Raw genomic sequence first — 25,415 nt, 5'->3', positions numbered from 1 at the left:
GGCGCGCGACAGAGGGGTGCACATCTCCAAGCTGCTCGCGCTCGCGCTGCGCCACGAGCCCGCGGCGCTCGGGATCGTGCTCGACGCGCACGGGTGGGCGCCCGTCGACGGCGTGGTCGCGGGGCTCGCCGCGCGCGGGTACGTGCTCGACGCCGACGCGCTCGAGGAGCTCGTGCGCGCGAGCGACAAGCAGCGGTTCGCGCTCTCGCCGGACGGCGCGCGCATCCGCGCGAACCAGGGCCACTCGATCGCGGTCGACCTCGACCTCCCCGCGCGCGCGCCGCCCGACGTGCTCTTCCATGGAACGGTGACCCGCTTCCTCGCGGCGATACGAAGCGAGGGCCTCCTTCGTCGCGCGCGGACGCACGTCCACCTCTCCGTCGACGAAGCGACGGCCGAGACGGTCGCGCGCCGCCGCGCCGGCACGATCGTGCTCCTCCGCGTCCACGCCCGCGCGATGCACGACGCGGGGCACACGTTCTACCTGAGCGAGAACGGCGTCTGGCTCACCGAGCACGTGCCGCCGGACTTCCTCGCGGAAGACTGAGCGTACGGCCCAGATCAAGCTCGCTCGACGATCACGCCTTGGGAGTGGGCCGCGAGTGCGCGAAGGTCGCCGACGTCGGAGGTCAGGACGACACCGTCCGGCTCCGCCGACGCGACGACGAACGCGTCGACCGCCGAGCCGCGGCGCGCAGCGAAGCGCAAGGCCGCCGCGCGCCGGACGATCGTCTCCGGGATGCGCTCCTCGACGTTGCACGTGCGGATGAGACGGTTCACGTTGGCGTCGCGGCCGGGGTGGCCGGTGAGGCACTCGACGAGCACCGAAGAAGGGACGAGCGGAGGCCAAAGCTCCTCGCGACGCAGAGCGGTGAGGAGCGAGCTCGCCCGCAGTGAGCGCTCCGCGAGGCGGCTTAGGCCACCCGCGTCGAGGACGAGGATCGGCATGTCGCGCGTCAGCTCGCGCGCCGCGCCGTGCGGCGGGGACGGGTCATCCGGCGGACCATCGCGTCCGCGCGCGCCTTGTCTGCACGGGCCGGCTTGCCGACCTCCTGCTCCAGCTCGCCGAGGTACTCGTCTAGCCGAGCGATCTGCTGCCGCCGGCGTAGCTCGGAGCGCACGGCCTCCTGGAGGAGCTCGGACGGCGAGAGCCCGGTGCGCTTGAGCTCACGATGAAGCTCGTCGGGCAGATAGACCTGAATGCGCGGCATACGCCTATTGTACACACACGAGATCACCCTGCAATGGCGAGGAGCGCGTCCTCCAGGATCGCGGCCTCCGCCTCGACCCACGACCTCACCGGGACGATGCCCTCCGGCGCCTCCGACGCGAGGAACTGGAAGCGGTGCGGGACGACGCCGCTCATCGCCTGGAGGACGTCGAGGCGGTCGTCGACGAAGAGGCCGATCCCGAGCTCGGCGCAGATCGGCGCCTTGTCCTTGCGGTCGCGGCAGAAGCGCACGTGGCCGTACGGAATGCCCGTCGTCTGGAAGAAGCGCGTGCGGTCGAGCCACTGCCGCGTGCGCTGCTGGACCTTCGACCCGCACTTCGAGACGAGCCAGACGCGACCCTCGAAGCGACGGCAGAGCCGCGTCAGCGCCTCGATCGCGCCCGGGACCGCGGGCGCGCGCATGGCGTCGGCTTCGCTGCCGCCGACGAAGTTGGTGTCGGGGCCGTCGCCTTCGATGATGACGCGGCCGATGTCGACGCCGAGGACCGGCGCCGCGGAGGTGAGGTTCTTGCGGTTCATGGTGCGAGGACCATGCGCATCGCGATCATCAACGGGAATTCGTCATTCGTTTCAACCTATCCGTTTTTCTGATAGCTCGAACCGGTGCTCGCCGACCGCCTCCGCACGTTCGCGGCCTTCGCCGACGACCCGAACCTCTCGCGCACCGCGCGACGCCTCGGCCTCTCGCAGCCCGCCGTGCACGCGCAGCTCAAGGCGCTCGCCGACGAGCTCGCCGCGCGCTGCGACCGGCCGGTGCCGCTCTACCAGCGCTCCGGCCGCGGGCTCGCGCTCACCGCCGAGGGCGCGGAGATTGCGGCGTTCGCGCGCGAGCTCGAGGCGCGCTCCGACGAGCTCGTCGCGCGGCTGCGCGGCGACAACGACGATCGCCCCGTCGTCCTCGCGGCCGGGCCGGGCGCGCTCGTGCACCTCGTCGCGAACGGGATCCGCGCGTTCGCCCGCTCCGCGGCGCGCCCCCGCGTCGAGGTCGTCACCGCCGACGCGCGCCAGGCGCTCGACCTCGTGCGCCGCGGCGTCGCGCACGTCGGCGTCGGCGTCCTCGACGCACCGCCGGACGGCCTCGAGTGGGTGCGCCTCGCGCACGCGGCGCAGGTGCTCGTCATGCGCCGCGCGGATCCGCTCGCGCGGAAGCGGCGCGTCCGCCTCGCCGACCTGGAAGGCGCGAGCCTCGTCGCGCCGCCGGAGGGCGGACCGCAGCGCGCCGCCCTCGACGCCGCGTTCGCCGCGCGCCGCGTGAGCGTGCACGTCGCCGCGGTCGCGCGCGGTTGGGACGTCGTGCTCCGCCTCGTCGAGGTCGGCGTCGGCGCCGGCGTCGTCAACGCGACCTGCGTCCTCCCGCGCACGCTCGTCGCGCGCCCGCTCGAGGAGCTCCCCCGCGTCGACTACCTCGCCTTCATGCGCCCGCGCCCCCGCGCCGCCGCCGTGGAGCTGGTGCGCGCGATCGAGGGCGCGATCGCCTCCCGCGACCGCTGAACGCCGCGACCGCCGGCGGCCGCCGGATGCTCCAGCCGAGCCGGATCGCGCTTGAACGTCCGAGGAGCATCGTCTATCGGAATGCGTGGGTGTCGTGGATCGATCGTCCACGGCAGGTCAGCAAGGTTGGTCGGGCCGCCAGTCTTCTTGTGCAACGCGCGTTGCATGGGAGGTCTTCGTTGGGCTCTCGCCACGATGTCGAGCGTAATCTCTCCGCACCGTCCGCGGCGCGGCTCCTCGTCGCGTCGGTCGCGGTGATGGTGGCGGCCTCGTGGTGGACGGGCACGCATCACCACCTCATCGAGCTGCCTGCCCTCGCACCGCTCGCGAGACGGGTACCACACGCGCTGCGCGTGCTCCTCCACGCCCTCGCCGTCATCGATGACGTGGGTTGCATCGTCGCGCTCTTCCACCTGGGGTCGGTGAGGTTCGAGATGCGGCGAGCGCCCTCGTGCGTCCTCGCTGCGCTCGGGATGAGCATCGCATTCTCTGCGGGAGCCATCGCCGGCGGGGCGCTGAACGGTCGGCTGGTAGCGTTCTCGGTGGCAGGGACTCCGATGCCGCTGTTCATGAGCCCCAGCCATTCTCCCGTGAACACGCACGTCCGATGACGGCGCTCAGAGCTCGATCTGCGCGCCGAGCTCGACGACGCGGTTGGGTGGGATCTGGAAGAAGGCGTTGGCGGGCCGGGCGTTGCGGCTCATGACCGCGAAGAGCAGCTTGCGCCACGTCACCATGCCCTTCTTCTCCGTCATGATGAGCGTCTCGCGACCGAGGAAGTAGCTCGTGTCGGTAGTGCGGGTCTCGAAGCCCTTCTCCGCGCAGACATCCATCAACTCGAGGACGTTGGGCGTCTGCATGAAGCCATACCGGGCGCGGACTTGCGTGAAGCCGCCCCCGAGGTCCCTGATCTCCTCGACGACCTCGCTCCTCGCGATCTCGGGCACGTGGAGCGTCCCGATCGAGAGGATCACGACCTGCTCGTGGAGCACCTTGGCGTGCTTGAAGAAGTGGAGCAAGACCGGTGGGACGCCGGTGGGATTCGACGTCATGAAGACCGCGGTGCCGACCACGCGATGTGGCTTCGTCGTCGCGAGATCGGCCATGAAGACGTCGAGCGGGAGCGCGTCCTTCCGAAACGCCTGTCCGAGCAGCTCTCGCCCGCGATGCCAGGTCGTCATGAGCGTGAAGATCACGATGCCGACGACGAGCGGGAACCATCCGCCGTCCGCGATCTTGTGGACGTTCGCCCCGAAGAACGACAGATCGATGGAGAGGAACACGCAGACGAGCGCGCCGGCGACGAGCGGGTGCCAGCCCCATCGGCGACGCGCGACACCGTAAAAGAGGATGCTCGTCGCCGTCATCGTCCCCGTCACGGCGATGCCGTACGCCGACGCGAAGCGCGACGAATCCTGGAAGGCGAGCACGAGGGCGACGCACGCCACCATCATCGCGGAGTTCACCTCCGGGACGTAGATCTGCCCCTCGGCCGTCCCCGACGTGTGCTTGATCGTGACGCGCGGCCAGTAGCCGAGCTGTACGGCCTGCCGCGAGACCGAGAACGCCCCGGAGATCATCGCCTGCGACGCGATGATCGCGGCGACGGTGGCGATCGCGACGAGCCCGTAGCGCGCGGGGCCGGAGGTCAGCTCGAAGAACGAGTTGTCGACCGGGCCCTTCGCCAGGAGCAGCGCGCCTTGGCCGAGGTAGTTCGCGACGAGCGCAGGGAACGCGACCGCGAACCACGCGACGCGAATGGGCGTCTTGCCGAAGTGCCCCATGTCGGCCGAGAGCGCCTCGCCCCCGGTCACGCAGAGGACCACGAACCCGAGGATGAGAAACCCGTGGACTCCGTGCTCGAGGAAGAAGCTGACGGCGTGACGCGGATCGAGGGCGAGGAGCACGTCCGGCCGCTCCGAGATCCACCGGACACCGAGGCCTCCGATGGCGACGAACCACAGCAGGATGGCCGGCCCGAACACCGCCCCCACCTTCGCCGTACCGAACCGCTGGAACGTGAAGAGCGCGACGATGATCACGATCGCGAGAGTCACGATGATCGGCGGCGTGAAGAAGCTCGTCGTCGAAGCCAACCCCTCGGTCGCCCCGAGTACGGAGATCGCGGGCGTGATCACGCCGTCGCCGTAGAGCAGCGCCGTCCCGAAGAGCCCGAGCGCCACGTACACCGCCATCGCGCGCCGCCCGCCCGGCTCGGCCTTCTCCTTGAGGAGCGCGAGCAGCGCGAGGATCCCGCCCTCTCCCCGGTTGTCCGCCCTCATGACGAAGGTCAGGTACTTGACGACGATCACGAGCGTCAGCGCCCAGATGAAGAGCGACTCGACTCCGAGGACGTTCGCCCGCGTGACGTCGACGCCGTGCGGCGCCTTGAAGCATTCGCGGATGGCGTAGAGCGGCGACGTACCGATGTCCCCGTAGACCACGCCGAGCGCGGCAAGGGAGAGCTTCGCGAGGTCGGCCTTGCTCTCGATCTTCGGAGAGTGTGGAGCGCCTGCTACGGAGGACATCTCGTCCTTCGCTCTCCGACGGAGAGCACCTTATGCGCGAGGAACGGGAGCGCGACGACGGCGACGAGCGCCGAGAGCGAGGCGACCGACCCGACCGTCTCGGTGGCGATCGCGATCGATACGACGACGACGCTCCACACGTGAGCGATGCTCAGGAGCCAGAGCACTCCGAGCGTCGCGACGAACACGAGCTCCGGCGTGAACGCTTCGGGTGGAGACGAGCAACGGTAGGGCGACGTGCACACGATGACGGCGACGATCGTGTCCAGCCCGCTCTAAGGAGGATGTAAGGGATGACCGCCCCTGCATAAGGATTCCGTAAGGACGACTTTCCTCGAGAGACATGAAGCGCTGAAGCGTGCGCGCCGTCGTCTATCGAACCTTCAGCCGGTAGCCGACGCCCGGCTCGTTGACGAGGTACCGCGGCTTCGCCGGCTCGGGCTCGAGCTTCTGACGGAGCTGGCCCATGAAGACGCGGAGGTATTGCGTGTGCTCCACGTAGGAAGGGCCCCACACCTCCTTGAGGAGCTGCCGATGGGTCACGACCTTGCCTGCGTGCTCGATGAGCGTCGTGAGGAGCCGGTACTCCGTCGGCGTGAGGTGAACCTCGGACGAGCCGACGAAGACCTGCCGCGCGCCGAGATCGACGCGGAGGTCATCGAGGACGAAGACCGCCTCCTCTCGCCCGGACGTGGCCTCGGCGGTGTGACGGAGGGCGACGCGGATGCGCGCGAGGAGCTCCCCGACGCTGAACGGCTTCGTCAGGTAGTCGTCGGCGCCCGCGTCGAGGGCGTCGATCTTGTCCTCGTCGCGACCGCGCGCGGACAGCACGATGATCGGCTTCCTCGTCCACTCGCGCAGACGGCGCGTCACCTCGATGCCGTCGAGGTCCGGGAGCCCCAAGTCGAGGAGCAGCACGTCGGGAGCTCGCGCCGTCGCCTGCGCGAGCGCGTCGCCGGCGGTCGTCGCCTCGACGAGGCGGTAGCCGTGGGCGCCGAGCGACGCGCGCAAGAACCGCAGCATCTGCGGTTCGTCCTCGATGAGGAGCACGAGCGGACCCTGTGTCGTCATGACACGACGCTCGCGCCATCTGCGATTTCGGGCAACTCGGAGACGGGCGGCTCTCCCTCGATCGGGAGCGTAAACGTGAACGAAGCGCCTCCGCCGGCCCGCTCCGCGACCCAGATCCGACCGCCGTGCGCGGCGACGATCGCGCGGCAGATCGTGAGCCCGAGCCCGACGCCGCCCTTCGTCCGTTCGGACGCGCCCCGATGGAACTTGTCGAAGATGCGCGGCCTCTCGTCCGGCGGGACGCCCGCTCCGCGATCGGAGATCTCGACGAGGATCTCGCCGTCGCCCTTCGCGGCCGCAACGTCGATCGGGCTGCCCTCCGGCGTGTACTTGGACGCGTTCTCGAGGAGGTTCACGAGCGTCTGCTCGACGAGCACGCCGTCGAAGGCCGCGGCGAGCTCGGCGGGCACGCTCACCTTTACCGTTCGCCCGACGAGCAGCGGCTCCACCCGGCTCCACGCGGCGCCGATCACCTCCTGCACGGACTGCCACTCCTTCTTGAGCCGGACCGCGCCGGACTCGAGGCGGGTCATGTCGAGGAGGTTTCGGACCTGCCGCTCGAGCCGTTCGGTCTCCTCCAAGAGCGCCGAGGCGAGCTCCTTGCGCGCGCCGGGCGAGAGCTTCTGGTCGTCGTCGACGAGCGTGCTCGCGGCTCCGCGCATGACGGCGAGCGGCGTCCTGAGATCGTGCGAGACCGAGCCGAGGAGCGTGCTCCGGAGCTGCTCGGTCTCGATCTGGACCCGCGCGTGCTCGGTCTCCTCGGCGAGTCGTGCCCGCTCGATCGACGTCGCGATGAGCGTGGCGAACGCATCGGCGAGCCGCTGCTGCTCGGGGTCCTCGAAGCGCCGCCGATCGTCGGGATAGATCCCGAGGACGCCGAGCGCGCCGGCGCCGGGCCTCGAAGCGCCGAGCGGGACGTAGAAGCCTCGGCTCCCCGAGAGCGTCCCGGTCCCGAGCCCCGCCTGCCTTCGATGACCGTGAACCCATCGAACGACTCCGTCGTCTTCGTGGAGCGCCGCCGCAGCGCCGTCGGTCACGTAGTCCACGTGGATCTCACCGCCTTGGTCGACCCTCGAGACGGCGACGCCGGCTTCGAAGACCTGCTCGACGTGACGCGCCGCCGCGCGGATCAGCGCGGAGAGCCCCTCCGTCCGCGACAGCTCGCGGCTCATCGCGAAGAGCAGCGCCGTGCGCCGCTCGCTCCGGCGAGCCATCGCGACCTGGTCGCGCACGCGCTGGGTGAGCTTCGCGATGACGACGGCGACGACGAGCATGACCGCGAACGTGACAGTGTGATGGAAGTCGGCGACCGCGAACGCGAAGAACGGAGGGCTGAAGACGAAGTCGAAGGCGACGACGGAGAGGACGCTGCCGAGGACCGACGGCCGGAAGCCGAAGCGCGTCGCGACGAGCACGACTCCGAGGAGGTACGTCATCACGACGTCGGCGGGATGCTCATGGCCGAAGATCAGCAGCGCGAGGGCCGTGACGGCGGCGACGACGGCGATCGCAGCGACGTATCCGGTCCGATCGCTCGATCTCGAGCTCGACGGCTTCCCCTCGATCTCGCCCTCGACCTCCTCCGGCTCACCGACCGTCGCGTAGACGTCGATGTCGCCGCTGCCGAGGAGCAGCTCGTCGACGAAGGACGTGCCGAAGCGGTCTCGAAACCGGAGCACGCGCGGCTTGCCGACCACGATCTTCGTCACGTTGCGTTCGCGCGCGAAGCGGAGGATCTCTTCGGCTCGACGCTCGCCGGTCAGGGTCACCACCTCCGCGCCGAGCTGCTCGGCGAGGCGGAGGTTCTTGGAGACGCGGGCGCGATCCGACGGGCCGAGCCGGAGCGTGGCCGGCGTCTCGACGTTCACCGCGTACCACCGCGCGCGCAGGCTCACCGCCATGCGCCGGCCGACGCGCAGGAGGTTCGCCGAGTAGGGGCTCGCCCCGATGCAGACGAGCAGCCGATCGGTCGCGGCCCACGTCTTCTCGATCCCGTGCGTTCGGCGCCACGCCTGCATCTCGGCGTCGACACGCTCGGCCGTCTTGCGCAGCGCGAGCTCGCGGAGGGCGAGGAGGTTCCCCTTCTGGAAGAAGCCCTCTCGGGCCTTCTCGGCTTGCGCCGGCAAGTAGATCTTCCCCTCGTGGAGGCGCTCGAGCAGCTCGTCGGGCGGCAGGTCGATGAGCTTGATCTCGTCCGCCTCGTCGAGCACGGCGTCCGGCACCGTCTCGCGCACGACGACGCCGGTGATCTGCGCCACGACGTCGTTGAGGCTCTCGACGTGCTGCACGTCGAGCGTCGTGTAGACGTCGATGCCGGCGTCGAGGAGCTCGGTGACGTCCTGCCATCGCTTCGCGTGCCTCGAGCCGGGAGCGTTCGTGTGAGCGAGCTCGTCGACGAGGAGGAGGCTCGGCTTTCGCGCGAGAGCGCCGTCGAGGTCGAGCTCCTCGAGCGTCCCTCGTGGAAGCATCTCGAAGCCGGCGAGCAGCGTCGTCGTCTCGAATCGGCCATGCGTCTCGACGACGCCGGCGACGACGTCACGACGCTCCACGTCATGCAGGAACCCTGCTTCCTGCAGCATCGCGAAGGTCTTCCCCACGCCGGGCGCAGCGCCGAAGAAGAGTGTGAGTCGCCCGCGCTTCTTCCCCAGCTCTTCGGCGTGCACCTTACGGAGTCGGCTCACCCGCGCTCCTGCATTTCTCACGCCGTCGAGCGCGCTTGCTCTCGAACGGAGACCTCGTCGGTCGCCTCGACGCCATGGCGGCGGACGAGCGCGCTGTGGATGAGCGCGTTCTTCTCCAGACGATCGGCCGCGTGATAATCCCTGAGGGCGCGCTTGACGAGGCTCACGAGCTCGTCACGAGCGAAGACCGCTGGCGCCGGCGTGAGCCCGAGGCCGAGGACCCGGGCGAGCATCGTTTCGTCCACCGTGCGCGCGAGGGCGGCCACGTACAGCGCGGAGACGAGCGTGGCGTCGCCAATGCGATCGACGAGCACATCGACGATCGCGTCGACCCCGCCGCGCGCGAGGCACTCGTCGAGCGGGCCGCTCCGACCCACGAGGCAGAGGATGCAGAGGAGGAGCGGATGTCCGCCCGAGGCTCGCGCGAGGAGCTCGGCGTTCGCAGCTGGAACGCCGAGGTCGAGCGAGAGCTCGAGCGCCTCGGCCTGGGAGAAGGGCGCGAGCGTCAATTCGATCGCGGTCCGTTGCCACGCAGGATCGGCGCGCCACCTGGCCGGCAGCGGCTTTCTCGACGCGACGACGACCTGGACCGAGGTCGGGAGCGAAGGGAGGAGATGCCAACGGAACCAAGCCCAGAGCGGCTCGAGGCACTCGAAGCCGTCCACGAAGAGCACGCTCGACGGCTCCAGCTCCGCGCACGTGCGCTCGAACCCACGCTCGTACGTCTGGAGCTCGTCGCATGAGCCGCCGACCGTCATGTGACGACTCTACACCACGAGGTCGTGTGGGGCGTGCGGCGAGTGCGCACCGCGAGAGCAACGATTGAGCATCCGCGCCAGGAGCGTCGACGTCCAATGAGGCCATGAAGACTCGTCTCCTCCGCCCGGCGCGTTTGCGTCGCGAAGGTGGGGGCGATGCACCCACGATGCCGAACCGCGCCGTGAACGTCGGCTCATCTGGGAGCCGCCGCCGCCCGCTCCTCGGTCAGGGGCTCCGAGCTCGGCCGCGTAAGCTCCTGAACGTGCGGGTCGCGGCGAATGCTCATGCGTTGCTCACCCCTCGATGAGCGCCGGCGCTCTTCTTCGTTGATCTCGCTCTCCCCAGCGTCGTGATGACATGAGCACGCAGGGGGCGTCGCTTGAGCAGTCGGCTTCACCCATTTTGCCGTCTAAGAGGGCATGTCACAGCAACGCTCGAATCCGATCCATCGATTCTCGCTCCCGCTCCTCGCGCTCGCGTGCGTCCTAGCGGCGCCTCGGGCCGTCGCGGGCCCGACTCCGACGCTGGGGTTCGCAGTGTCAGGTGGCCGGGAGCAGCGGAGCAAAGCTCGTCCCCATCGACCAGATCATGATCTGGCAGACCGGCTCCGCAGCATGACGAGCTCCCACCGATGGTGATCACGCCCCGGCGCTGACAGATGAGCGACTCGCTCTCCACTCGCTCATTCGACGCTCGATCTGCTCGATACGCACGCGAGCGAATCGAGCGGCTGGCGAGCGAGCGGCGCTCACGAGTACGCTGCGACGCCGATGCACGGTATGGGGGAGCTGGTCCGCGGGCTCGGAGACACGATGAACGAGGTCCGCGCGCGAACGTTCGTCGGACGTGAGCGTGAGCTCCGCCTCCTGTCGAACGCCGGAGAGGCCTCCGAGCGGCGCGTCTTCTGGCTCGTCGGTCCGGGGGGCATCGGCAAGTCGACGCTGCTCGCGCGCGTCGTTCGGGACCTCGAGGCCCGAGGCCGACGCGTCGTCCAGATCGACGGCGAGGACGCTTCGCTCGGCGTCGACGCGCTCGCCCTGACGGCGCGCGGGGTGGCGCCGTCCGGCGTCCTCGTCGTGGACGGGTTCGAGAACCTCGAGCCCGTCTGGAACTGGTTCCGCGAGCGGCTGCTGCCTTCGCTGGACGCGCGCGTCGCGGTCATCGTCGCGAGCCGCGCGCCGATTCCCGCCCGATGGAGGACGGACCCCGCGTGGAGCGCGATCGCGGAGGAGATCGCCATCGGCCCCCTCGGCGACGAGGACGCCCGCGTGCTCGCCTGCTCCCTCGGCGTGAGTGAGCGACGGATCGCGGGCGTCGTCGCGCTCGCCGGCGGGCACCCGCTGACGCTCTGGCTCGTCGCGCACGAAGAGACGCATGGGACGTCGAGCTCCACCGGCGAACCGTCGCCCGGCGCCGCGCCGCTGCGCGCGGCGCTCACGGCGCTGCTCGATCGCTGCCCGACCGGGGCTCACCTCGACGCCATGCGGGCGGGCCTCATGGCGGTACCGGTGACCGAATCGCTCCTCGCCGACACCCTCGACATCGACGCGGCCGCGGCGCGCCGCGTGGTGCGATGGCTCGAGGCGCAGCCGTTCACGACGGCGACGCCGGTCGGCCTTCGCTTCCATCCGCTCGTGATCGAAGCAGCGTCGCGGGAGGACCTGTTCCTCGATCCGCATCACGAGAGGGTCCTCCGGCATCGACTCGAGGACGCGCTCGTCGCACGCCTCACGCACGCGACGTACGCGGAGGTGCTCTCTCTCCTCGTCCCGTTCCAGCGCCTCCTCAGCGCGGAGCGCCTTCACATCCTCGCCGGCGTCGCCTCGAGCCCGCGCCTTCATCATCGCGTCGCGACGGACGCGGACTGGCCCGAGGTCCTCGCGGCGGTCGCGCGCGTCGAGGGCGAAGTCCACGGACGGCTCGCGTCAGCCTGGCGCGCCGCCGGCGTGACGTTCGGCCACGTCGTCCGTGACGACGAGGAGCGCCTCGTCGGCTACGCGGTCTTCCTCGACCTCGTCCCGGCGGTTGCGCAGCCGGTCGACGATCCGACCATCGCGTGCTGGCTCGAGCGACTCCACCGGAGCGGCGGGGCGCTCGACCCGAGCGCGCGCGCCGTCGTGTCACGTTTCTTCGGGTCGACCGTCTCCCACCAAGCGCCGTCGCCCGCCCTCCACGCGATCCACGACCTCAACTTCGTCGAGCTCTGCTGGCCCCGGCGACCGGTGGTCGCTTCGATGGCCGTCCACGCCGACTTCGACGCGATCGTCGCGCGACCCGATCTCTGGCTCGACGTCTACGGCCGGATCGATCTGAGCGGGCGCTCCTGGGCGATCGTCGGTATCGACTGGCGGCGCCACACGCTCGAGAAGAAGCTCCGCACGTTGATCGCGCGTGTGCGCGGCGCGTCTCGCCCGGCAGAGGTGAGGGTCGCCCTCGGCGCGGCGTTGCGCGACGAGGTGAAGCGAGCGCTGCCGCGGATCCACGGCGAGGCCCTCCAAACCAGCGCGCTCGCGACGTGCGCTGCCGTTCGAGAGCGATGCGTCGACGGAGAGCCGCCGGCGCGCGCGCTCGCGAACCTGCTCTCCGACGTGTGTCGCGGCGCGACGGCGGCAGGACACGTGACGCCGCACGACGCCGCGATCCTGACCGCGACCTTCTTGCGTGGAGCGAGCGACAAGCAGCTCGCGATCGCGAAGGCGCTCGGCATGGGGTACAGCACGTACCGTCGGCACCTCGTCGCCGCCGTCGAGCACGCGGCGCGCGAGATCGACGCGATCGAAACGGCGGCGAGGGAGCGGACGGGGGAGCTCGGCTGACGCTCCTCGCGATCGATCAGCCCGTCGTGCCGGGCTCCGGGGGCGCGGCGGGCACCGACGCGACGCCGATCGACGGGTTGCCGGGCCCCGTCGACTGGCACCTGCGCACCGTCTGCGAGGTGTTCGTGAGGTTGCAGTTGAACGACGAACACTCGGCGTTCGAGGTGCAGGTCTCCCCGGCCGCCTTCTGCTTCAACCACCGGCGCTGGCTGCCGACGCAGCGATACTCGACGCCGCCGATCGCGCGCTTGAGCCCGTCGCTCACGGCCTCACCGCCGTTGTTGGGCGAGATGCACAGGCCGGCCTGCTGGCAATAGCTCGTCGGGTTCGATGCGACGAGCGTCGCCCCGAGCGTGGTCCTCGGCGGTTCGCACATCTGTTGCGCGCATTCGATGAGGGCGTTGCAGTACTGACCCGCCGCCCTCACCTCTATCAAGCCGTACGCCCCACCCTGACACCGGTAGTACTTGCCGTTGTGGAGCCGCGTATCGCCCTGGGCCATGCCCATCGCCGCGACCTGCGGCAGCGGCGGCGTCACGCAGGTCTTGCCGGCGGGCGCGCAGCGCTTCATGCCGACGCTGTAGGCGCAGTTGTTGGAGGTGCAGGCGTGGTCGACCGAGCAGCTCTCCCCCGCTGCGCGGAGAGACTGGAAGCCCTGCGCGGGCCCGGCGCAATAGCGCATCTGCCCGTTGATCGTGACGCGCTCCCCGATGCCCTTCCCGTTGCTGCCCGGCCAGCCGCATCCGCCGTTGATGGCGCAATACCTCGCCGTCCCCGAGGGCCCCATACTGCAGACGTACCCCGACTGGCAGTTGCCCTGGCTGCCAAGGGCCCCGCCGCAGGCCTGTCCTCCGCCGGCGACGCTCTGCGCTTCGGCCGGCGCGGACGGGATGAGCACCCACGCCGTCGAAATACCGAGCCCCAACACCAAAGCTCGTCCCCCGATGCTTCGCTTCGTCCCCATTGCTCCTCCCATGTTCATGACGCCGATCGGCGAGGTAGTCCGGGTTGACGAAGGAGTGTGTGGCACCGTGCGCTCCACTCGTGCTCTCGCTTGCTCGATCTGCTCAACGAGCGGGATCGCACGGCACCGACACGAGCTCGATCCACTCCGGCGGCGTCGTCCGGTCGACCTCGCGCGTCGACGCGAGGCCGGCGCGGACGGTGAGCAGACCCGGCGGTGGGGGCGGCTCGCCGAACACGCCGTTCGCGCAGGCGTATCGCGCATAGCGCTCTACGGCCTCGGGATACATCCAGTACGCCCAGCGCAGCTCCTGCTGGCGAACGCGAAGCGGCGCGCGCGGCCCGTCCGGTAACGGACCGTTCGGCTCCACGACCTCGCCGCGCAGGACGTCCACGGTCTCCCCGTCGGCGCGGGTCATCGTCGCGCGCAGTCGTCCGCTGAGCGACGCCGGCTCGGGCGCGAACATCGACCACTCCTGCGAGAGCCCCATGCGCGCGGCGATCTTCGCCACCACCGGCAGCGCCGGCAAGGGCGACGCGACGTCGGTGCGCGCGCGGAACGACGCGAGGGCGTCGACGTTGACGAGGAGCGCGAAGGCCGTCGCCGCCGCCGTGATCCACGTCGCCGCGCGACCGCCGACGCTCTCGCCGATGGTCGGCGGGCCTCGCCGCCAGACGCGCGCGGGCAAGACGCCGATCCACGCGACGATCGCGAGCGGCACGAAGAGCCCGAGCCGCATCGTGAGCCCGAGGCCGACGTGGAACGTGATGAACGCCGCCGCCGCGACGAGCCGCGCCGCCTCCGTCCGCCACGGCGACAGGACCAGGAACGCGCCGAGCGCCTCCAGCGCGAGGACGGAGATCGTGAGCGCCACGATCGCGCGCGGATAGCCGAGGAGCGCTTCGCCGAGCGGCGTCGCGTAGCCGTGCACGCGCAGAGCCAGCGCCACCGCGTCGAAGTCCTCGCGCCACGCCGGCCCTGTCTTGTACGCGACGCTGAAGGCGTAGACGAAGACGAGCTGGAGCAGGTAGCCCACCGCGGCGGGGCCGACGAACGCGTCGGGCGCCGGCGGGCGTCGTCGCGCGTCGAGCGACCAGCGCGCGCCCCACGGCAAGAGCGCGCCCCAGAACAAGATGAACCGAAGGATCGTGTCGCCGTGGTGCGCGATCATCGGGTTGCGCGCCTGGAGCGAGCTCCAGAGGATCCACGCGAGGAGCGACATCATCCGCGTGCGCCAGCCGGCGAGGAGGAGCGCCGCCACGACCGCGGACGCGATCATGCACGCCGCCGCGAACGGCGCGCCGCCGTCGACGCCGTGCACGAACAGGAGCGGCGCGTCGCGGCCGGCCTCGATGAGCCACGACCGCGGGAGGAGCCCCTCGTCGGTGTAGTCGAGCGTGAGGCGGCTCGACCGCTCGAGCACGTCCGCGAGCATGAGGGCGCCGATCCCGATGCGCATCGCCGCCAGCGAGCGCAGATCGAGGGTAGCGACCGCGCGTATCACCTGGCGGTTCACGTCCACCCATTCTTCGACGTCGAGATACACCAGCCCACGAGCGGAGCGCCGGCCGAGCGAGCGGATCGAGCAACGAATGAGCGCGGACGGAGCAGGCGGAGCGCCTCGAGATCGATGAACGTCAGACGCCATGAAGACGACGCGCTCGCTCCTCGTTCTCTTCGTCGCGCTCGCGGCTTGCTCGAAGGCCGGCGCCGGCGACAACGGCGCTCCGCCCGCCGCCGAGTCGGCGAGCACCGCCGAGTCCGCGGTCGACGCCACGCTCGCCGGTCACGTGAAGGCGCACGTCGACAAGTGCACCGTGAACGTCGAGCAGGGCCAGGCCTTCTCGTGCAAGGACGGCGTCGTCGACGCGCTGTCGAAGCACGTACGCGAGAGCAAGCCGGCGGCGTTCGCGTCGACGATGATCGCGCTCGTCCGGAAAAAGGACGACGCGAAGACCTCGGCGGTCGCGGTGGCGCTCCTGGCCGAGCAGTTCGACAACCTCGGCGACGAAGGGAAACGCAAGAACGCGACGAAGGAGGCGGTCACGTCCGCGCTCGCGGCATTGAAGGACGAGTCCGGAAACCGCGCGACGCGCATGGCGGGCCCCATCGCGCAGCTCGCCACCATCGCGGCGATGTTCGATCCGCTCTACGCCGTCGCCGACGCTCATCCCACGAAGGAGGCGCGCGACAACGTCTACCGGCACCTCCTCGTGTTCGGCCGCACGAAGGGGCTCCCCAAGCTCAAGGAGGTCGCCGAGAAGACACCGGCGCACGCCTCCGCCGCGCTCGACGCCGTCCCGAGGATGTCGAACGCGACCGACGAGGAGAGGTCGGCCGCGTGCCCGTGGGCCGAGGGCTATCTGAAGAGCGCCGACCTCGGCGTCGCGGCGAAGGCCGCCGAGGCGATGGTCTTCTGCAAGGGCAAGCACATCGACGCCCTCCTCGCGGAGGCGGAGACGCGCCTCGCGAAGAAGGAATACAAGAACCCCTTCGCGATGGTCCTGCGCGAGCCGTGCGCCCAGCTCGTCGCCGGCGTGACGAAGCGGGCGGCGGACGACGCGCAGTGCGAGGGCGTCTACACGTTCCTCGAGAAGGTGGTCAATGACGCCGGGGCCGACGACGCCACGCGCAGCGCTGCCCTCTTCAACATCTACTACCAGCGACGCGACGAGAAGACGTTGAAGCTGATGCGCAAGTACGAGAACCATCCGAACAAGGAGATCCAGAAGCGCGCGAAGGAAGCGATCGCGTCGCTGACCACGACGTACAAGCTCAAAGGCTGAGCGGGCGATGTCCCACCTCGAGCGCGTCGTGCACGTGCTCACCGCTCGGCGAGACGATCCGGAGGTGCGCTCCCAGCTCTCGCGCTACCGGCGACTGCTGAGCGAGGACGAGCTGGCGCGAGAGGTCCGTCTCCACCTCGACGCCGACAAGGAGCGGTTCGTCATCGGTCGCGCGCTCGTCCGCCTCCAGCTCTCGCGTTTCCTCGGCGGCGATCCGCGCGCGTGGCGGCTCGTGACGAACGCCCATGGCCCGCCCGGAGCTGGCGTCGTTCGTGCCGGTGCGGATCGGCTTCAACGTCTCGCACAGCGATGACGTCATCGCGTGCGCGTTCACCCGCACACTGGACGTCGGCGTCGACGTGGAGCGGGTGGAGCCGCAGCGCACGCACGGTGTCGCGCACCGGTTCTTCGCCGCGCGAGAGGTGGCGGATCTCCGGCGCCGGGACGAGGCCGAACGCGCGCGCGTGTTCTTCGACTACTGGACGCTGAAAGAGGCGTATATCAAGGCTCGCGGCCTCGGCCTCGCGCTCCCCCTCGATGCGTTCGCGTTTACGTTGCGAGCGCCGCGCCCGCCGGCGATCAGCTTCGATCCGTCGATCGACGACGACCCCGACACCTGGCAGTTCGCGCAAGCGTGGCCGACAGAGCGACACCGGTTGGCCTCGCGGTGCGCCGCCCGCCGGGGCGCGATCTGGACGTCGTGATCACCCCGGCGCCGGCAGCTCGGTCGAGGTCGTGACCATCTCGGACAGCTACAGGCGGACGCAGAGCTCTTCGCGGCCGACGGCGGCGGCGACGGCGTTGTGGACCTCGAGATCGTCGAGGAGCCCGTCCGCCTGCTCGAAGTCGTGGACCGCGTCCCCTTCGCGGACGAGGTACTCGATCGACGCCTGGACCCAGCGCCGCTCCGGTCCGAGCGTGCTCTCTTCGACCGCGTCGAGGAGATCGAGCGACGCGCGCTGGAGGCGCCACGCGAGCGAGACGTTCAGCCGAGGGTACCGCGCGGCGGCTCGCGTGACGGGCTCGACCCAGTCGGCGAGCTTGCGCCGCAGCGCCGCCGGCTCCTCCGCGGGCTCGGCGAGCAGCGCCTCGAAGTAGGGAGCGACGCGCTCGGAGAGCCCGAGCTCGGGCGCAGGGCCGTGTCGCCGCAAGAACGCCGTCACCGACTCGCGCGGGCTCGCGAACCGCTCGCGCGGCGCCGTCTTGCGCGCCTCGACGTTCGCGAAGCGTACGGAGACGTCCCAGTCTCGCCGCTCGTCGAAGAGGCTCAGCATGGGAACGAGCGGATGATCCTCTCCCCGGCTCGCCCTCTCGAACAGCGACGCGCGCCACTCCGCGAACGGGACGAGCCGGACGGCGTGGCCGCGCGCGATCATCGCGGCGGTGACGTCGCCGCTCGTGAGCGAGTCGGGGTGCGTGACGTGATGGAGCCGCGCCCGCCCCGGCCGGGCCGCGCGGAAGATGTCGACGATCCACGCCGCGACCTCGTCCACGCCGAGGACGTTGATCTCGAGCCGCCAGTCGGGGACCGCGCCGAGCTCGAGGCACGTCTCGAGCAACCGCGTGAAGAAGTCGCCGACGTTCCAGCGCCCGCCGTCGGCGCGCCCGCAGACGGCCGCGGGGCGCGAGATGGAGGCGCGCAGGCCGCGCTCGGCGGCGAGCTCGACGAGGCCCTCCGCGACCCATTTGCTCTGCGCGTAGCCGGTGGCGAGGACGTCACCGTCGGCGCCGCCGCGCGCCTCCTGCGCGACGCCGTCCTCGATCGCCGACGGCGTCACGGCGTCGACCGTCGAGACGTAGTGGAACGCCTTCGGGCGCCCGGTGCACGCGAAGCGCAGCGCCTCGACGGTGCCGAGCACGTTGACCGGACGGAGCGCGGCGTACGGGCGGACGTGGTTCACGTAGGCGCCGTTGTGCAGGACGGCGTCGATCTCCTCCGCGAGCTCGGCGTAGGTCGCGTCGTCGAGGCCGAGGCGCGGCGCGGCGAGATCGCCGCAGACGACGTGGACTCGCGTGGCGTGCTCGGGCCTCCACAGGCCGTAGCGCGCGAGGTTGTCCCGCACGCGCGCGAGCGCCTCGCCGGCGTGGGCGGCGCGGACGAGGCAGCACACAAGGGCGGACGTCGCCGACAGCAGGCGCTCGACGAGGTGCGCACCGAGGAAGCCGGTCGCGCCGGTGACGAGCACCGCGCGCCACGCCGCTTCCGAGGTCGCGTCGCCTGCAGGCATGATCGCCGGGTCGAGGTGCACGTCGGCGGAGAGATCGATCGCCTCCGGCCCGGAGACCTCGCCCGCGCGGATCGCCCGGATGCACGCGGCGACCGCGCGGACCGTCGGCCGCTCGAAGACCTTCGCGAGCGGCACCGCCACGCCGGTGGCCTCGTGGAGACGGACGCCGAGGCGCGCGGCCATGAGCGAGTGCCCGCCGTGCTCGAAGAACGAGTCGTCGAGACCGAACGCCGGCAGACCGAGGGCGTCGGCGAAGAGCCGCGCGACGCTCGCTTCAAGCGGATCGACGGCGGGCGCGGCGGCGGCCGCCGCGTCGATCGGCGCGTCCTCGAGGGACCACCGCTCCAGCGCCTTGCGATCGATCTTGCCGTTGGGCGTGATCGGCATCGCGTCGACGACCACGAGGCGCGCCGGCACCATATAGGCGAGGAGCGACTCGCGCATCGCGGCGAGCGCGACGTCGGCGTCGAACCCGCGCGCGTCCGGCTCGACGAACCCGAGGAGGACCTCGTCCCTCGGCGGGCGGCGCGCGACGACGACGGCGCTCCGCAGCGCGCCGGGCCGGCTCGCCAGCGCGTGCTCGATCTCGTCGAGCTCGATGCGGTGCCCGCGGAGCTTGACCTGACGATCGCTCCGGCCGACGTACTCGAGCGAGCCGCCGCGCGACCACGCCGCGAGGTCTCCCGTCCGGTACATCCGCGCGCCGTCCACGAACGGATCGTCGACGAACCGCGCGGCGGTGAGCTCGGGTTGGCCGAGGTAGCCGCGCGCGAGCGCGACCTCGCTCCCGATGCACAGCTCGCCGACGATCCCGGGCGGAGAAGCGACGTCACCGCGGCCGAGGACGTAGGCGCGCATGTTGGGGAGGGGCCGCCCGATCGGCGGTGGTCTCTCGAGCCCGTCGCGGACGATCTCCAGCGTCGCGCAGACGGTCGTCTCGGTGGGCCCGTAGGCGTTGACGAAGCGGCGACCCGGCGCCCAGCGCCGCACGAGCTCGATCGTGCAGGCCTCGCCGGCGGAGATGATCGTCTTCACCGGACACGCGGCCGGATCGAGCTCGTGGAGCATCACCGGCGGGAGCGTCGCGATCGTGACGCGCTCGGAGACGAGGAGGGACGTCAGCGCGGCTGGATCCGCGACGCTCTCCCGCGGCACGAGGACGAGCGTCCCTCCCGCGGCCATGAGCGCCATCGCGATCTCCCAGACGGACGCGTCGAAGTTGGTGGACGCGAACTGGAGCACGCGATCGGCGGCCCCCACGCGGAAGAGCTCGCGCAGCGACGCGATCAGGTTGCAGAGGCCGCGGTGGGCCAGCTCCACGCCCTTTGGACGACCCGTCGAGCCCGAGGTGTAGATGACGTAGGCGAGATCGTCGGGACCCGGCGGCTCACCGGCGGGGGGCGCGACGTCCGCCGCGCTCCGCGCCGCGGCGACGTCCACCGTCTCGAGCGCCGCGGCGCCGTCGAGCGCGGCGGGCAGCGTACCTTCGACGAGGACGTGTCGGAGCCCGCTGTCCTCGAGGAACAGCCGGAGCCGTCCCGGCGGATATCCCGGATCGAGCGGGACGTACGCCGCTCCCGCCTTCCAGGCGCCGAGGATCCCTGCGACGAGCCCGAACCCGCGCTCGATCGCGAGCCCGACGCGCTGGCCGCGGCCGACTCCGGCGGCGCGGAGCGCGGCGGCGACGCGCTCCGCCCACGCGTCGAGCTCGCCGTAGAGGAGGCTCGCCCCGCGGAAGCGGAGGGCGATCGCCGAAGGACGCGAACGGGCGTGGTCCTCGAAGAACGCGTGCGCGGGTCGATCGTCGAGCGCGGCGCGCCGTGTGTCGTTCCATCTGTCGAGCGCCGCGCGCTCCTCCGGAGTCCGCATGTCGAGGCGCCAGAGATCGGCCCGCGGATCAGCGAGCGCTGCGCGCAGGAGGACCACGAAGTGCCGCGCCATCGCCTCGATCCGGATGGCGTCGAAGAGGTCCGCGTCGTATTCGAGGTAGCCGTGGACGCGCTCGCGACCTTCGGTGAGGAGGAGCCCGAGCTCGACGCGCGCCCCGGTCGACGGATGCTCGTGGACGCGCGCGCGGACCGCGGGCACGGTCCACGCCTCCGACGCGTCGGCGCCGAGCGCGAACGCCGCGCGGAACGGCGGCGCGCCGGCGTCTCCCGTCCTCAGCGCGGCCGCGATCGCGTCGATCGGAACGTCGCGGAGGGCGAACGCGTCGAGCACGGCGGTCTGGACCGCCGCGACGAGGGCGGCGAAGTCGGCGGCGCCTCCGAGCGATACACGCACCGGCACGGTGTTCACGAAGAACCCGACGACGCCGAGCGTGTCGGGGTGCGCGCGCAGCGACACCGGCGTGCCGACGACGATGTCGTCTTGTCCGCACGAGCGCGCGAGCAGCAGATCGAACGCCGCGAGCAAGACCATGAAGCCGGTCGTCCCGAGCCGCCGCGCGACGCCGCGCACCTGCGCGGTGAGGTCCGCGTCGAGCTCGATCGCGACGGAGCCGCCGCGCGTCGATCGCGCGCGCGTTCGCGGTCGGTCCGCCGGTAGCTCGAGCGGGACGGCGTCTTCGAGCCTCGAGACCCACGCCGCGAGGTGCGCCTCCGCGCTCGCCTTCGCCGAAGCGGCTTCGAAGGCGGCGGCGTCGACGAAGCGGCACGGCACCACCGGAGGGAGCGGCCCGTCACCACACCGATGACGGTAGAGCGCGGCGAGGTCGCCGAGCGCGACGGCGAGCGAGGGTCCGTCGAAGGCGATGTGATGAACGACGAAGATCAACCGGTGAAGGCGCGGACCGAGCGCGAGGAGCGCCCAGCGCGCGGGGGGCTCGCCGTCCCAGCGCGAAGGGTTGGCGGAGCAGCGACTGGGCTCGCCGGCGCGCTGCGTCGATGCGCTCCGCCGGGGGCAGCGAGGAGAGGTCCTCCACCGCGGGCGGAGTGATCGCGCCTTCGGGCCAGAGCCGCGGCGAGAGTCCGTCGCTCGACAGCCCGGTTCGCAGCGCGTCGCAGCGCGTCGTCAGATCGACGAGCGCGAGCGCAAACGCCGCTCGATCGAGCTCGCCTTCGAGGTCGACGTCGTAGCCGAGGTTGTACGCGGTGTCGTTCGGATCGAGCTGCGCCAGGAGCGCGAGCCGTTGCTGCGCCGCGGACAACGCGGGACGGTCGGTCCGCTCGATCCGCACGGGCGCGTGTGCGCGCGCCGCGCCGGCGTCGATCGCGCGCGCGAGGGCGTCGACCGTGCGGAGCGTGAACAGCTCGCGCAGCGTGAGCTCGCTCGCGCGCTCGTCGCGGACGGCGAGCAAGAACCGCATCGCGGTGAGCGAGTCGCCGCCGAGGTCGAAGAAGTCGGCGTGCGCGCCGACGCGATCGCGACCGAGCAGGAGCGCCCAGCGCGCGGCGATCCATCGCTCCGTCTCCGTGCGCGGCGGGACGACGCGCTCGTCGGCGTCGCCGAGCGCCGGCGCGTCACGCGCCGTGAGCGCCTTGCGATCGATCTTCCCGCTCGGTCCGAGCGGGATCGCGTCGACCACGTAGCAGGTCGCCGGCACCATGTAGAGAGGCAGGCGGGCCGCGAGGTGCTCGCGCAGCGCTCCGGTGCGGAGGGAGGGATCGGCGAGCACGAGGTAGGCGACGAGCACCTGCGCGCCGCCGGAGCGCGTCGTCACGAGCGCCGCGCTCTGCGCGACGGCGGCGTGCGCCTCGAGCGCCGCCTCGATCTCGCCGAGCTCGATACGATAGCCGCGGAGCTTGACCTGCTGATCGGCGCGGCCCAGACACTCGAGCGTTCCGTCTTCGCGCCACGCGACGAGATCGCCGGTGCGGTAGACGCGCGCGTCCTCGACGAAGGGGCTCTCGACGAAGGCCCCCGCCGTGAGGGCGACGCGCTCGTGGTAGCCGTCGGCCAAGCCGTCGCCGCCGATGTACAGCTCGCCGACCGCGCCGCGCGGTACGAGCCGGCGCTTCGGATCGAGCACGTACACTTGCGTGTTGGCGATCGGGCGTCCGATCGGGATCGAGCGCTCTCCCGCGACGTCTTCCGGCCGGACACGGTGGACCGTCGACCAGACGGTGGTCTCCGTCGGCCCGTACATGTTCCAGACCTCCGCGGCGCGGGGGAGGAGGTCGCGCGCGAGCTCCTTCGGGAACGGCTCGCCGCCGCAGAGCGCGCGCAGCCCGCGCGTCCCATCCCAGCCCGCGCCCTGGAGCAGGCGCCACGTCGTCGGCGTCGCCTGGAGCAGCGTCACCGGCTCGACCTCGAGGAGGCGGCGGAGCGCGCTCCCGTCCATCGCCTCCGCGGAGGTCGCGAGGGTCATGCTGCCGCCCGCGTACAGCGGCGCGAACAGCTCGAGGAGCGAGATGTCGAACGAGATCGTCGTGACGGCGAGGACGCGATCGGTCACGCCGAGGTCGAAGAGATCGATCATCGACGCGAGGAAGTTGACGAGCGCGCGGTGAGGGATCCGCACGCCCTTCGGCTGTCCGGTCGATCCAGAGGTGTACATCACGTACGCCAGCGCGCCTCTCCTTGCAGCGACCTCGTCCTCCGAGGTCAGCGCATCGGACAGCACGATCGTCGAGCCGGCGAAGAGGCCGTCGAGCGACGCTGGATCGTCGGTGACGAGGACGGACGCGCCAGCGTCGCTCAGGACGTACGCGAGCCGCGCTCGCGGGTGCGAAGGATCGAGCGGGACGTAGGCGCACCCCGCGATCCACACGCCGAGCAGCGCCGCCACCATCTCCGGCGTCCGCGCCGCGCAGACGCCGACGCGTGCGCCCGGCTCGATCCCCGCGGAGATCAAGCGCCCGGCGATACGACGGGCCGCGCTCGCGAGCTCGGCGAACGTCAGCCCGCGGTCGCCCTGCGTGACGGCGACGCGTCCTCCCTCGAGCTCCGCCCAAGCGAGGATCCTCTCGTGCACCTGGGGCAGGTGCGCGACCTCGAGGCGCGGGCCTCCGGCGTCGCCGAGCAGCGCGTGTTCGCCTGCGGGGTCGAGCAGCGGCAGCTCATCGAGCGGGACGTCCTCCCGCGCGAGCCGATCGAGCGCGGCGACGAGCGACTCCCCGAAGCGGCGAGCCGCGCCGGGGGAGAGGCGCCCCGGATCGAAGAGGAGCGCGGGCGACGGTCCGGTGAGGTCGAGCACGAGCTCGGGTCGAACCTCGTCGTCCGGACTACGAGCGGGCTCGACACGTACGCCGACGCGGAGCCCCGGCGCTTCGTCGAGCGGCGGCGCCGGCCGCGCCTTCGCACGCGCGACGGCGTCGCGGAGCGTCGATGCTCGACGCCCTGCGCCGATCACGACCTCGACGAGATCGAGCCCGTCGGCGAAGAGCACGGCGAGGTCCACGCTCGGCTGGCTCGAGAGACGCCCCGCGACCGCGCCGAACGCGACGGCGATCGTCGTCCTCTCCATCGCCCCAACGGCGAGCTCGATACGTTCGTACGGCCGTCGGGCTCCTCCACCACGAGCTCCGGGCAGCTCGACCGTGCACCATTTCCGTCGATTGGCCATCTCTTCAGCCATGACGCTCGCATCATCCAGTCGCTCGCGAGTCGCTCGTTCGGTGCTCGATCTGCTCGCAAGCGAATCGAGCGACCATCGAGCGAGCAGTGCGCACGCGCAAGGCTGAGAGTGAGGACGGCGCTCATCAGAGTGCGGCTTCGACCGACACGCGCTCGATCACGGTCGCGTTGAGGGCACCTCCGCTCGATGTAGACGGGGCGCCCGACCAGCGCCTTCGGACTTCGATCCGGAGCGGGCCGCTCGCGCAGGAGTTCGAAGCGCGGTTCTGGACCACGAGCTCCGTCGATCGTACGAGCCACTCGACGTCTCCCCCGGAGCGTTCGGCAAAGTACGATCTCACGCAGTCTCCTGACACGCTCACGCTCTGGCGCGTGCCGGCCTGAGTGTCGGGTTTGTTCAGGACGATGCGAAGCGGCTCGTCCATCGACCAGCGCGTCGCCGGTTTGGGTTCGGTGATCGCAAACGGCGCGGGAACTTGCAGCGAAACGATCGCCTCACGCCCCGTGCGCTCGCGGAGGCGAACGCGCACCATCCCGCCGCCAACGAGCGACGGCAGCAGGGCCTCGTAGTGATGGCTGGCACCCGAGCCAACCGCCACGAGCGAGACACTCGCGCCTCCGTACTCCGCCGACAGGGATTCGCCGTTCCCGAGCACCCGCCGGCCTGGTGCGACGATCCCGCCCGTGGGGAACGAAACTGTGAGCTTCGGGGCCGCCGAAGCCTCGACGACGATGTTCGCGTCGAGCCGCGCGGCGTCTTCTCTTCCGCAGGCCGTCCCCACGAAGCCCGACACGACGCCGACGAGCAGCGCTGTTCCGCGTCGCGCGAACATCAGCGCGGCGCCGGGATGAGGCCTTTGCCTGCTGCGTCCTGGACGTACGAAGCGTCGATACGCGCGGCGTCGCCCTCACCCTTGACGTCGTAGGCGGCGGCGAGCATCCCCCGCGCGAACGTCAAGCGGTATCGGGCGTGCACCCACGAGTCGCCGCCGATCACAGCCTGCTTCTGAGCCGACACGAGCTCGAAGGAGGTCAAGGGCCCATGCCGCGACGCGAGCTCTGCGTACGCGGCCGCGAGGTCGGGCTCGGTGATCCTCTTTCGATGTGCTTCCGTCCCGTAGGCCTCGAGCGCTCGACGGTAGTCGCGCGCTCGGATCGCCTCGAGGTACGGGACGACCACCTGCCCGGCGAGCACCTCGGCACGACGTCCCGCGTCGTAGGACATCCAGAGCAGGTAGCCCACGAGCGCCAAGACGGGCACGGCGATCGCGAGCACCTTCCAGCCGCTAGGTCGGTGGTCCATCTTCCACCTGGAGCGTTCGCGAACTGGGAAGCGACGGCAA

21 protein-coding genes are annotated in these 25,415 nt (G+C 71.1%); 7 read left to right on the top strand and 14 right to left on the bottom strand.

Annotation, left to right across the window (positions count from 1 at the left end; translation table 11 throughout):
* The first annotated feature begins 16 nt into the window (after positions 1-16).
* On the top strand, positions 17-547 hold the full coding sequence (locus KF837_08835; protein ID MBX3227406.1) for an RNA 2'-phosphotransferase: 531 nt from the start codon (positions 17-19) through the stop codon (positions 545-547).
* 14 nt (positions 548-561) lie between these two features.
* Here KF837_08835 and KF837_08830 read toward each other — a convergent pair whose 3' ends face one another.
* Genes KF837_08830 through KF837_08820 form a run of 3 tightly spaced genes read right to left on the bottom strand, consistent with a single transcriptional unit; the run spans position 562 to position 1,750 of the window.
* A complete protein-coding gene (locus KF837_08830) occupies positions 562-948 on the bottom strand; it encodes a hypothetical protein (protein MBX3227405.1) in 387 nt (128 codons plus the stop codon).
* A gap of 8 nt (positions 949-956) precedes the next feature.
* Positions 957-1,211, bottom strand: coding sequence for a hypothetical protein (locus KF837_08825; GenBank protein ID MBX3227404.1), 255 nt, complete (start codon positions 1,209-1,211; stop codon positions 957-959).
* 23 nt (positions 1,212-1,234) lie between these two features.
* The gene (locus KF837_08820; protein MBX3227403.1) at positions 1,235-1,750 is read right to left on the bottom strand and encodes a hypothetical protein; all 516 of its coding nucleotides are present in this window, start codon (positions 1,748-1,750) and stop codon (positions 1,235-1,237) included.
* 84 nt (positions 1,751-1,834) lie between these two features.
* Between KF837_08820 and KF837_08815 the strand changes: the two genes are divergently transcribed.
* Both KF837_08815 and KF837_08810 read left to right on the top strand, forming a co-directional pair.
* Positions 1,835-2,722, top strand: a complete 888-nt coding sequence (locus KF837_08815) for a LysR family transcriptional regulator (protein MBX3227402.1) — start codon at positions 1,835-1,837, stop codon at positions 2,720-2,722.
* Positions 2,723-2,748: 26 nt separating this feature from the next.
* On the top strand, positions 2,749-3,333 hold the full coding sequence (locus tag KF837_08810; GenBank protein MBX3227401.1) for a Na+/H+ antiporter NhaA: 585 nt from the start codon (positions 2,749-2,751) through the stop codon (positions 3,331-3,333).
* Positions 3,334-3,339: 6 nt separating this feature from the next.
* Here the strand turns inward: KF837_08810 and KF837_08805 are convergent, their stop codons facing one another.
* The 5 genes from KF837_08805 to KF837_08785 form a co-directional block, all read right to left on the bottom strand.
* Positions 3,340-5,250 (bottom strand): KUP/HAK/KT family potassium transporter, encoded by a 1,911-nt coding sequence (locus tag KF837_08805; protein MBX3227400.1) that lies wholly within the window; start codon positions 5,248-5,250, stop codon positions 3,340-3,342.
* Positions 5,238-5,495, bottom strand: a complete 258-nt coding sequence (locus KF837_08800) for a hypothetical protein (protein ID MBX3227399.1) — start codon at positions 5,493-5,495, stop codon at positions 5,238-5,240. Before KF837_08800 ends, KF837_08805 begins: the two co-directional genes overlap by 13 nt.
* 127 nt (positions 5,496-5,622) lie before the next feature.
* The gene (locus KF837_08795; protein MBX3227398.1) at positions 5,623-6,321 is read right to left on the bottom strand and encodes a response regulator; all 699 of its coding nucleotides are present in this window, start codon (positions 6,319-6,321) and stop codon (positions 5,623-5,625) included.
* On the bottom strand, positions 6,318-9,023 hold the full coding sequence (locus tag KF837_08790) for a sensor histidine kinase KdpD (protein ID MBX3227397.1): 2,706 nt from the start codon (positions 9,021-9,023) through the stop codon (positions 6,318-6,320). The genes KF837_08795 and KF837_08790 overlap by 4 nt, the downstream gene beginning before the upstream one ends.
* Positions 9,020-9,760: a hypothetical protein gene (locus KF837_08785; protein MBX3227396.1), complete on the bottom strand. Its 741-nt coding sequence runs from the start codon at positions 9,758-9,760 to the stop codon at positions 9,020-9,022. Before KF837_08785 ends, KF837_08790 begins: the two co-directional genes overlap by 4 nt.
* 771 nt (positions 9,761-10,531) lie before the next feature.
* Here KF837_08785 and KF837_08780 point away from each other — a divergent pair.
* On the top strand, positions 10,532-12,577 hold the full coding sequence (locus tag KF837_08780; GenBank protein MBX3227395.1) for an AAA family ATPase: 2,046 nt from the start codon (positions 10,532-10,534) through the stop codon (positions 12,575-12,577).
* Positions 12,578-12,593: 16 nt separating this feature from the next.
* On the opposite strand, the gene KF837_08775 is transcribed toward KF837_08780, so the two are convergent.
* Both KF837_08775 and KF837_08770 read right to left on the bottom strand, forming a co-directional pair.
* The gene (locus KF837_08775) at positions 12,594-13,502 is read right to left on the bottom strand and encodes a hypothetical protein (protein MBX3227394.1); all 909 of its coding nucleotides are present in this window, start codon (positions 13,500-13,502) and stop codon (positions 12,594-12,596) included.
* A gap of 142 nt (positions 13,503-13,644) precedes the next feature.
* Positions 13,645-15,087 (bottom strand): HTTM domain-containing protein, encoded by a 1,443-nt coding sequence (locus KF837_08770; GenBank protein ID MBX3227393.1) that lies wholly within the window; start codon positions 15,085-15,087, stop codon positions 13,645-13,647.
* 100 nt (positions 15,088-15,187) lie between these two features.
* On the opposite strand from KF837_08770, the gene KF837_08765 reads away from it, so the two are divergent.
* From KF837_08765 to KF837_08755, 3 genes are read left to right on the top strand one after another with little or no spacing between them, the layout of a single operon-like run.
* On the top strand, positions 15,188-16,327 hold the full coding sequence (locus KF837_08765) for a hypothetical protein (GenBank protein MBX3227392.1): 1,140 nt from the start codon (positions 15,188-15,190) through the stop codon (positions 16,325-16,327).
* A 7-nt stretch (positions 16,328-16,334) separates the two neighbouring features.
* Positions 16,335-16,640: a hypothetical protein gene (locus KF837_08760; GenBank protein ID MBX3227391.1), complete on the top strand. Its 306-nt coding sequence runs from the start codon at positions 16,335-16,337 to the stop codon at positions 16,638-16,640.
* Complete coding sequence (locus tag KF837_08755) at positions 16,573-17,031, top strand: 4'-phosphopantetheinyl transferase superfamily protein (GenBank protein MBX3227390.1); 459 nt, start codon at positions 16,573-16,575, stop codon at positions 17,029-17,031. The genes KF837_08760 and KF837_08755 overlap by 68 nt, the downstream gene beginning before the upstream one ends.
* Positions 17,032-17,079: 48 nt before the next feature.
* Here the strand turns inward: KF837_08755 and KF837_08750 are convergent, their stop codons facing one another.
* From KF837_08750 to KF837_08735, 4 genes are all read right to left on the bottom strand, one after another.
* On the bottom strand, positions 17,080-21,330 hold the full coding sequence (locus KF837_08750; GenBank protein ID MBX3227389.1) for an amino acid adenylation domain-containing protein: 4,251 nt from the start codon (positions 21,328-21,330) through the stop codon (positions 17,080-17,082).
* Positions 21,236-23,962 (bottom strand): amino acid adenylation domain-containing protein, encoded by a 2,727-nt coding sequence (locus KF837_08745; GenBank protein MBX3227388.1) that lies wholly within the window; start codon positions 23,960-23,962, stop codon positions 21,236-21,238. Before KF837_08745 ends, KF837_08750 begins: the two co-directional genes overlap by 95 nt.
* A 235-nt stretch (positions 23,963-24,197) precedes the next feature.
* Positions 24,198-24,905, bottom strand: coding sequence for a hypothetical protein (locus KF837_08740; protein MBX3227387.1), 708 nt, complete (start codon positions 24,903-24,905; stop codon positions 24,198-24,200).
* Positions 24,905-25,375, bottom strand: a complete 471-nt coding sequence (locus KF837_08735) for a hypothetical protein (protein MBX3227386.1) — start codon at positions 25,373-25,375, stop codon at positions 24,905-24,907. Before KF837_08735 ends, KF837_08740 begins: the two co-directional genes overlap by 1 nt.
* Positions 25,376-25,415 lie beyond the last annotated feature (40 nt).

Origin of the sequence: Labilithrix sp. (assembly GCA_019637155.1) — a bacterium.
Classification (GTDB): domain Bacteria; phylum Myxococcota_A; class Polyangia; order Polyangiales; family Polyangiaceae; genus Labilithrix.
This window is presented reverse-complemented; position numbering and strand designations above follow the sequence as displayed.

Coding starts and splice junctions, on each gene's coding strand:
- KF837_08830 (MBX3227405.1), bottom strand. CDS start 948: ATGCCGATCCTCGTCCTCGACGCGGGTGGCCTAAGCCGCCTCGCGGAG.
- KF837_08825 (MBX3227404.1), bottom strand. CDS start 1,211: ATGCCGCGCATTCAGGTCTATCTGCCCGACGAGCTTCATCGTGAGCTC.
- KF837_08820 (MBX3227403.1), bottom strand. CDS start 1,750: ATGAACCGCAAGAACCTCACCTCCGCGGCGCCGGTCCTCGGCGTCGAC.
- KF837_08810 (MBX3227401.1), top strand. CDS start 2,749: ATGCTCCAGCCGAGCCGGATCGCGCTTGAACGTCCGAGGAGCATCGTC.
- KF837_08805 (MBX3227400.1), bottom strand. CDS start 5,250: ATGTCCTCCGTAGCAGGCGCTCCACACTCTCCGAAGATCGAGAGCAAG.
- KF837_08795 (MBX3227398.1), bottom strand. CDS start 6,321: ATGACGACACAGGGTCCGCTCGTGCTCCTCATCGAGGACGAACCGCAG.
- KF837_08785 (MBX3227396.1), bottom strand. CDS start 9,760: ATGACGGTCGGCGGCTCATGCGACGAGCTCCAGACGTACGAGCGTGGG.
- KF837_08780 (MBX3227395.1), top strand. CDS start 10,532: ATGCACGGTATGGGGGAGCTGGTCCGCGGGCTCGGAGACACGATGAAC.
- KF837_08765 (MBX3227392.1), top strand. CDS start 15,188: ATGAAGACGACGCGCTCGCTCCTCGTTCTCTTCGTCGCGCTCGCGGCT.
- KF837_08760 (MBX3227391.1), top strand. CDS start 16,335: ATGTCCCACCTCGAGCGCGTCGTGCACGTGCTCACCGCTCGGCGAGAC.
- KF837_08755 (MBX3227390.1), top strand. CDS start 16,573: ATGGCCCGCCCGGAGCTGGCGTCGTTCGTGCCGGTGCGGATCGGCTTC.
- KF837_08745 (MBX3227388.1), bottom strand. CDS start 23,962: ATGGAGAGGACGACGATCGCCGTCGCGTTCGGCGCGGTCGCGGGGCGT.
- KF837_08740 (MBX3227387.1), bottom strand. CDS start 24,905: ATGTTCGCGCGACGCGGAACAGCGCTGCTCGTCGGCGTCGTGTCGGGC.
- KF837_08735 (MBX3227386.1), bottom strand. CDS start 25,375: ATGGACCACCGACCTAGCGGCTGGAAGGTGCTCGCGATCGCCGTGCCC.